Raw genomic sequence first — 8736 nt, 5'->3', positions numbered from 1 at the left:
AGGTATCCCCCAAAACAACCCTATCAACCACTTGAGTCATGCCCTGAGATGGCGGAATCTGAAGGTCAATTGTTCTGTTCTCGAACATAATAGTTTCCGCGAATTAGTCGCCCTCGTTCACATCTATGCGGAGGGTCTCGAGCTTGCGGTCGAGGGGGCCGATGAGCTTCTGCGTGTTGCGGCCGGTCATGCAGCCATAGAACGTGTAGCTGCCGGGCGGGATGCTTGAACCAGGCGCGGAGATGATCACGGCGGTCTGGTTGTGCCCTGGACGGAGGTTGACCTGGACGGGACAGCGCTCCGGCTGCCAGTTTGGCCAGAATAAGAGCTGCCCGTTCAGCTCGAGCGCCACATACACGTCAACGCCAACGACCGGCCCGTTGTTTATCACCTGCGCCTCAACCGCAATCCCCTCCGGCGTCTCCAGCCGATGCAGCATCAGCCGCATCGGCGGCCATCCCCCATCCGTTATCCTGCTCAGACCGATGATGCCCTCATCGTTCGCGTTGAAGAACCAGACTCGCCCGTCATAGTCAATTTTCGGATAGCGGCAGCGGTTGGTTAATAGACCCTCCTCTGTTGTGAAAAAGCGCTGCTCCTCCCCCTGAGCACCCCGAATCCGAAGAGCGCCTGCGGTCGCTGTCCCCACCCACACAGTCCAATCCGCCGTCAAGACCAGCGGCCACTGAAAGGAGACTCCATCGCCAGGCTCGCAGTATCTCGAGAAATCACCGTGATCAAACGTCGAAATTCCGGTATAGCCCGCAAACCACATAAGACCCTCGCTATCCTCGGCGTCCATACGAATCCTGAAATCTCCGTATTCACCTTTCACAACACTTGCGTCCAAGTCGATCTCGGACTCCTGCCCACCCCAGTGATTGGGAATGTAAGCACAGAACTCATCCGCCGAAACCAAAAAAGGGAATTGCAGGTCCTGTGCCTCGAACAGCTTGAGCGGGCTTTCGCCGGACCTGACCTCCCAGACGCATGAGCTGTGGTAATCCCAAGACGAGGAGCCTCCGCAGAGGAACATCCGGCAGTTCATGTCGATCATGGGACGCCAGACACCGGTCGACGCGCCAGGCCCGGAATATGTCGGGGGTATCTCGAGACCGCTTTCGTGCAATCCCTGCTCCGGTGAGTAAACGTACTTGAAATTACCGATCCAGAGCGGCCCGTCTGGGGAGAAAGTCAAAGGGGGGCCCCCGTTGACCATGATGCCACTATCGAAAACGCACTGAATCTGATCACCCGAGATGCGCATCAGACGCTCCGGCATGGGCAGGATCAACCAAATGTCACCCTCCGGGCCAACCTCCCTACCGTCATCCATGAAATCGGAACACCACACAGGGACCGGCTCCATCGGCAGGATGAATGTCTCAACGACGTTCGATAGAGCAAATGGCGCGATACCGATAACGGCCCACGAAATGGCGCAGCAGCAAAGGAACGCTCTCATGATAGGTCTCCCACCATAGCGTTAAGCGCCAACGCTCAGGCGCTCGATTAACAAGTCCTGCAATTGCGTGATAAACAGATATGGGACAACTCCAGGGTCGTCCGGCAGGATGATGCCCGGATCGAATCCCTCGCGTGCGATCTTATAGACGTGCCTCTGATATGGCTCAAAGGTGTCCTCAAAAACAACCCTATCAACCACGGCCGTCATCCCCTGAAACGGGGATATCTGGATGTCAATTGTTCTGTTCTCGAACATGACACCTCTCGCGAATCAGTTGCCCTCGTTCACATCTATGCGGAGCACCTCGAACTTGCGGTCGAGGGGGCCGATGAGCTTCTGCGTGCCTCGGCCGGTCATACAGCCCCAGAACGTGTAGCTCCCGGGCGGAATTTGCGACCTCGGCATCTCGATGATCGTCGCCGATTCGCTGAAGCCGGGGCAGAGGTTGACCTGGACAGGCGAAGGCTCCGGCTGCCAGTTCGGCCAGAACAGAAGCTGCCCGTTCAGCTCAAGCGCCACATACACGTCAACGCCAACGACCGGCCCGTTGTTTATCACCTGCGCCTCCACCGCAATGCTCTCCGGCGTCTCCAGCCGATGCAGCATCAAACGCATCGGCGGCCATCCCCCGTCCGCTATCCTGCTGATGCCCTCATTGTGAAGTACCCAGACGTTGCCGTCATAGTCGATGTCGATCGACGGTGGATAAAAGACGTGGCCGCTCAACAGGCCATCTTCAGCCGTGAGCAGGAGGGCGTCATCACGCTTGAATCTCGTGATACCTATGGTATCCGCGTTCCTTCCAGTTATTGCCCATGTGGTCATGTCCCCCGTGAGAGCGACATAATCATACCATTGGTACCATTCATGGTCGGGGCTGTCGAATGTTGCAGCGAACGTCTCGGAGTTCTCACCATCAAATATCACGATATTCTCGCCAGATAGCCACAGCCGACCCATGGAGTCCTTAGCGCAGACGCGGTAGGCGATGGGGTCTATCCTATATCTCTCTTCGACTTCTCCCGTCTCAAGGTTAATCTTGGACAGATAGGGCGCATAGGTCATCCAGCACTCGTTCAAGGACACGATCAGGGGGCGCCCTATGACCGACGTCTGAAACCTTAGAATGGCCTCTTCACCCATGGACATCTCGAACAGGTATCCCTCCCGCCAAAACATGTACTGCGAGTTTATCGTACAGTACATCCGGAGGTCTGCGTCGAAAATGCCGGGATCCTGGATATAGCCTCCGCGTTGTGGCTGTCTGACCCCGCTGGGCACAATCCCTTCCTCGGGTAAGTAAACGTAACGGCAATTGGACAGATACAGTCGGCCATCCGGCGACACGGAGAGATCGAGGGCATCACCCGGTGTAATACCTGAGTCGAGAACGCACTCGATCCGAGAATCACGAATCCTCATCAATCTTGCGGGATTATTCACCGTGAACCAGATGTCCCCTTCGGGCCCCACAACCGGCTGACTGCGGCGGTCAGGGACTGGGTCAAGGTCCGAGAAACGAAAGGTGGTGATGGTCAGTGCGGCCAAATTCGGGACGAGGCATAGAGCGAGCCAAGCACAAGCCATAAAGGAAGCGATTCTCATCCTCCAAGACCTACTTAGTGCATAGAATGCTCTCATCATGGGCCCTCCATCATAAACTTAAGCACCAACGCTCAGGCGCTCAATTAAGATTGCCTTGCCCAAAGCAAATGAGCCTTACAGAAACAATACTAAGCTCCCTGAACACGTTTATCAAGCTGAATCCTGAGCGGGGCTAGAGACTCTTACGGCGAGGCGTGTCGTTCGCTTTTCGAGGCGGACCTAATCCGCAGACTGGAAGGCTAGAGCAGGTTCTCCCGCCGAAGCTCGGTGAGCATCGCGTCGAGCTTGTCGCCGAGGCGCTCCAGGCAGTAGTCCTTGAGGATCGTCTGCCTCGCCTTCGTGCCCATCGAGGCGCAAAGAGCTCGGTCGCCTGCGAGAGTCAGCATCTTCTCGACGAACTCATCCTCTGAACGGGCCAAAAAGCCGTTCACACCGTCCTTCACCAGATACTTGACATCGCCGACGGGCATCGCGACGGTCGGAAGCTCCATAGCCATGTACTCGAACTGTTTGGTCGGGCTCTTGCTCTTGAGCCACTGGACGTTCATCTCATCGGCCTGAAGTGGGAGGAGGCCCACGTGCGCCTCGGCCAGGAAGTCGGGGACGCGGTCGGGATGGATGAACTCGCGGAACTCGATGGGAAGATGGCGGTACGCTGTTGAGATAAGGCCCCTGACGACGTGGCCATAAGTGCCCCACGCCAGGAGGCGGAGCACGACGTTTTGATTGGCCTGATAGACCTTGGAGAAGCAGTTGAGGAGAAAGACAACGTTCCCGAGGATAATATCACCCCAGATGTTGCCACACCACACGAAGGCTGTCTTGGCCTGCCCGGCGCGCGCGGCTCGCCGCTTGTCGGTCATCGAGAACCGCTCCGTATCTGGCCCCGTCGGGATGTAATAGACCCTGGGATGTCTCATCTTGAGCAGCCGCTCCAGCTCCCTGCTGGCCGCCACGCAGGCTATCGACTCGTCAACCAGCTTCCATGTGATCACCGCCTCATCCCTGCTGCCGAGAAAGATAGAATTGAGGAAGTCATGGTTGAGAAACGGGGACCTGTCCAGGTCCCAGTCATCGTAGTCGAAGATCATCTTGACGCCACGACGCTTGTGCAAGAGGTGCGGCGTAAGAGCGTGCCAATGCGCCTTCTGTAAGTATATGACCGCACCGTCATCGTTCTTGTGGTCTTTGTATGCACGGCGGGATATCATCAGTTTGTGGCGGTCGCCCACGTGCAGCATCTGCTCGTGCCCGAACTGCCGTCCGTATCTGTCCTTGTAGAGAACGTAGTCGCACGTGTAGCCGCGCTTTTGCAGCTGGTCAGCGAAGTTGACGCAGCGGATTCTGGTAGATGGTCTGTCGTAGCCCATCAGGCCCCAGAAAAGGAGTTTGGGTTTTTCTTGGTCGTTTTTCATTTGTCCTTTTTACCTGAAAAATGCGGAAATGTCGCGGCTGAGATCATGAGATTGCCCGCTAGTCTGAGCTCTGTTATGCGCACGTCGAGGTTCTTGGGATTCCATCCCTTTGGAGTCTGAGAGAAACGAGAGAGCATGTGCAGTTTGTTGCCGGAAGACAGCGGCGAGTCTTTTGAAACGGGATAGAAATCCTCTTGATGGATGATCGCTCCGTCGTCCGAAAAGAGTGTGGCCGAAAGCGTGACGGTGCCAACGTCCCGCAATCCAGTGTTTCTTATCTCGCACTCCAGAAGGATTGAATGCCCGTGGAACCTGTCCTCATAATACTTTGCCCTAACGTCCGACAGCTCCATCGAGCCAAGATAGTCGCGGTTCTGCTGCTTCTGCTTTTCAAGCTCTATCGTGGATATTCGCTCGGAGCCGGATGCGAAGCTCGGAAAATATGTGGCGCCGGCCTCCTGTGTGGCGAGAAAGGCGAACGAAAAGAAGCTAGCAAGCGCCATTGCCGCCCAGACCAACAGCCCGACCCTCTTCTTCCTCAGCATTCTCGCGGCAGCTACATACACAATTGCCGGAACGCAGATCGCAATTGCCGAGGCTGGCTGAAGGCCGGTTTTGTCGCCAAGAAGGAAGGAATACACCCGCCAGACCAAGAGCACCAGCGCGTCCGCGGCAAACGCGAGCTCCACTAGAGACGCGGCCCTCTCAGCCTTGATCTTGAGGAACAAGGCTTGGAGCAGCAGAAGACCGCCCAGCGAAAACAACAATAAGTTGCCAATCCAAGACCAGGTCACCGTTCAGCTGTTCCTCTCAATGCGCTGCAACCTATCTATGCAGACAATAAGCCTCTTGCCCACCGCGCGACGCCGGCGGTCGCCGTCCCGGCGTTAGTTGACAATACAGGGCATTATATCTATTTTCAATTCCCGGGGCAAAGATGGCCTCGCCGAGCGGTTGGGTCTTTTGTCTCTGGCGCCGGCGTCACTGGCGGATGACGGCGGTGGAGCGCTTGCTTTGAGGTCATTGAGAGAGAGGATATACTTGTGCCCGATGATGCGAGAAGATGTGTAAACGCCAGAACGTGTGTAGCGGATTGACATGGGAAGGTTGTGATCCAAAATGAAAGCACTCATTCTTGCTGGAGGGCGAGGCGCCAATCTCTCGCCTCTTTCAGATACCAGGCCGAAACCTATGATGATCCTCTGCGGTAAACCGCTGCTCGAGCACTCGCTGATGATGCTGAGGGACGCGGGCATCACCGATGCGGTGATCGTGGTTGGCCACCACGCGGAGCAGATCCGAAACTACTTCGGGCGGGGCTCCGCCTGGGGGATGAACATTGAGTATGTTCATCAAGATGCAGAGGGCGGCATTGGCGAGGCGGTGCTTCGTGCACGAGATAGATTCAAGGGATTGGACTATTTCATCGTCTCGTATGGCGACACGGTGTTCTCCGAGAACATCTTCCTGAACTGCTTGGCATCGTTCAGCGAGTTCAAGAAATCGACTGCCGTGGTAGCTCTTGTGCCTCGGACGGAGCTTTACGGGAACGTTTACCTTGATGAGACGTCGCGGATATCGAGAGTGGTTGAGAAGCCGAAGGGCCACGCAATGGGTAACTACGTCCTTGCGGGGACGTTCGTTCTCGCGTCCGAGTTCTTCGACCTTGTGGAGAGAAACGAGGGGAACGTGGCGGCCGCCTTCAACGACCTGAGCAGCGAATACGGTTTCTATGCAACGATCTGGAAAGAGGATTGGATAGACATGAACCGTCCTTGGGATGTGTTGCAGGCCAACCGCATTCTGATGGACAAGTGGCCCAACGCCAGCATCTCCAAGCTCGCCAAAGTCGCCTCGAACATAACCTTCACTGGGTCAGTATTCATTGATGATTACGCCGAGATAAGTGAGGGGGCGGTGCTGCGAGGTCCATGCTACGTGGGCAAACACTGCTACATCGGGAACAACTCCCTGATACGCGAGTTTACGTCGCTTGGCGAGTGGACGATTGTGGGATACGGGGTTGAGCTGAAGAACTGCGTGCTGTTCGGCAAGACCAGAATAGGTCGGCTCTCATTCGTCGGCGATAGCGTTATCGGCCAGAACGCCATCATCGGGTCAGGCACGATGACCGTGAACGAGAGCCTCGAAGATGTGCCAATCAGCGTCAAGATCGCTGGACAAGTCGTGGATTCTGGCCTCACGAAGATGGGCTCATTTGTCGGAGACAACGTCGTGATAGGGGCCAGCAACACCCTTCTGCCCGGGACGCTCGTTTCGCCGGGCTCCAGGATACCTCATCGTGGAACGCTTCCTTAGCTGATGAAAGAAGTCTCCTTCGAGGTTGGGCCGATATGTGCGGAATAAGTGGAATCGTTGGCAGTTCAGACATTACGAAACGTCTGTATAACTGCATGTTGAACCTCGAGTATAGGGGCTACGACAGCTGCGGAATGGCAGTCCTTTCTGACGGGAAGATCGACGTTAGGAAGAACACCGGCAGAGTCGCTGAGGTCTTCGAGAAGGAGAGGTTTCAAGAGGTGCGAGGCGCCACCGGAATCGCCCATTCCCGCTGGGCTACTCATGGGAAGCCAAACAAGGTCAACTCTCACCCTCACATCAGCCCCAACGGGAGAATAGCCGTGGTTCACAACGGCATAGTCGGCAACTACTTGCAGCTGAAGGAGGAGCTCATCTCGAAGGGCCACGTGTTCCAATCCGATACCGATTCCGAGGTCATACCCCAGCTGCTCCAGTTCTACTACGAGGAACAGGGCAACTTCGAGCGCGCCGTGAGTGCTACAATGGACCGATTGGAGGGGACGTTCGCGTTTGTGGCGATCGAGGCCGGGCATCCGGGCCTGCTGTTCTGCGGCCGGAACAGGAACCCGTTGATCATTGGGACCGGCAGGGACGCCAATTATGTTGCTTCGGACATTGTGGCGTTCATTGAATACACGAAGAACGTTGTCTATTTGAATGACAACGAGTACGCCATCATCTCGAAGGACAGGTTCGAGGTGAGAAACGCCTCGACCGGCGAGTTCGTGCACAAGAAGATCAACACGGTCGCCTGGGACGCCGAGCAGGCCAGAAAGGGCGGCTATCCTCACTTCCTGCTGAAGGAGATATACGAACAGCCCGTTGCACTCAAGGAGGCGCTCGCAACAGACGAGAAGAGTATAGAAACGGTAGCCAAGATGATGAACGAGGCCAGCCGAACCTATCTCATAGGCTGCGGCACGACGTTCTACGCGGCCTTGCTTGCCCAGTATTACTTCAAGGAGTTCGCCGGCGTTTTCGCCCCAGCTGTCAATTCTGACGAGTTTAAGAACCTGTGCGATGTAGATGAGGGGGCTTTGGTCATCGCGGTCTCGCAGTCGGGCGAGACCTTTGACACGCTCGAGGCTCTTAGATACGCACGGGCAAAAGGTGCGAGGACGGCGGCGATCGTCAACGCCCTCGGCTCGAGCATGACCAGAGAGGTGGATTTCGTCATCATGCAGGGCGCGGGGCCGGAGAAGAGCGTCCTGTCCACCAAGGCCATGACCTCCCAGATCGTCATCCTCACAAGGATCGTGCTTTCGCTCGCCAGGATGCGAAACTCGCTTCCGACCGGCGAGATTGACGAGATAAGAGCGGGATTGGACGAGGTTGTTGGCGCGGTGCGGACCGTTTTAGACGAGAAACCGGGCTTCATAAGAAAAATCGCCAACCGAGTTGGCATGTATAAGAAATGGCTGTTCATTGGTAGGGGCTATCATCTGCCGGCCGCGCTTGAGGCCGCGCTGAAGCTGAAGGAGGTAACGTATATTCCGGCGGAGGGCATGTCGGGCGGCTTCATGAAGCACGGGCCGATCTCGCTGGTTGATGAGGAGATGGCCGTAGTGGTCTTGATGCCCACTCCTGACAACGTTGAGCTCTACAAATCCACTTTCAACAGCGTCTCAGAGATGAAGTCCAGGGGTGGGAGAATCATCGCTTTCCACTTCGAGCCCAAACAAGCTTCGTTCGACGAGCAGGTTATCCTGCCGAAGGTGCACAAGGCTTTGGCGCCGATCCCCCAGCTGGTGGCGGGTCAGCTGCTTGCTTATTTCATAGCAGTTCTGCTCAAGCGGGACCCTGACAATCCTCGGGGCCTTGCCAAATCGGTTACGGTGGAATAAGGAGAGAATAGAGGATGAGAGCGGTTGTAACGGGCGTGGCTGGCTTCATAGGCTCACATTTGGCCGAGCGCCTAATCAAAGA

At 56.2% G+C, this 8736-nt stretch carries 7 protein-coding genes; 2 read left to right on the top strand and 5 right to left on the bottom strand.

Annotated features, from left to right (window positions below; genetic code table 11):
• Nucleotides 1–103 precede the first annotated feature (103 nt).
• The 5 genes from VM163_11610 to VM163_11590 form a co-directional block, all read right to left on the bottom strand.
• Nucleotides 104–1465 (bottom strand): hypothetical protein, encoded by a 1362-nt coding sequence (locus tag VM163_11610; GenBank protein ID HUT04522.1) that lies wholly within the window; start codon nt 1463–1465, stop codon nt 104–106.
• 21 nt (nt 1466–1486) lie between these two features.
• Nucleotides 1487–1723 carry a hypothetical protein gene (locus VM163_11605; protein HUT04521.1) on the bottom strand — a complete coding sequence of 79 codons (237 nt, stop codon included), beginning with the start codon at nt 1721–1723 and terminating at the stop codon, nt 1487–1489.
• A gap of 15 nt (nt 1724–1738) precedes the next feature.
• Nucleotides 1739–3112 (bottom strand): hypothetical protein, encoded by a 1374-nt coding sequence (locus VM163_11600; GenBank protein ID HUT04520.1) that lies wholly within the window; start codon nt 3110–3112, stop codon nt 1739–1741.
• 200 nt (nt 3113–3312) lie between these two features.
• Nucleotides 3313–4488 (bottom strand): glycosyltransferase family 4 protein, encoded by a 1176-nt coding sequence (locus VM163_11595; protein HUT04519.1) that lies wholly within the window; start codon nt 4486–4488, stop codon nt 3313–3315.
• A complete protein-coding gene (locus tag VM163_11590) occupies nt 4485–5255 on the bottom strand; it encodes a hypothetical protein (GenBank protein ID HUT04518.1) in 771 nt (256 codons plus the stop codon). Before VM163_11590 ends, VM163_11595 begins: the two co-directional genes overlap by 4 nt.
• A 352-nt stretch (nt 5256–5607) precedes the next feature.
• Here VM163_11590 and glmU point away from each other — a divergent pair, with 352 nt between their 5' ends.
• Nucleotides 5608–6807, top strand: coding sequence for a bifunctional sugar-1-phosphate nucleotidylyltransferase/acetyltransferase (glmU, locus tag VM163_11585; GenBank protein HUT04517.1), 1200 nt, complete (start codon nt 5608–5610; stop codon nt 6805–6807).
• A 35-nt stretch (nt 6808–6842) separates the two neighbouring features.
• On the top strand, nt 6843–8654 hold the full coding sequence (gene glmS / locus VM163_11580) for a glutamine--fructose-6-phosphate transaminase (isomerizing) (GenBank protein HUT04516.1): 1812 nt from the start codon (nt 6843–6845) through the stop codon (nt 8652–8654).
• Nucleotides 8655–8736 lie beyond the last annotated feature (82 nt).

The organism is bacterium (genome assembly GCA_035527515.1).
Taxonomy (GTDB): Bacteria; B130-G9; B130-G9; order B130-G9; family B130-G9; genus B130-G9.
Note: the sequence above shows the minus strand (reverse complement) of the source record. Positions and strands in the feature narration are given on the sequence as shown.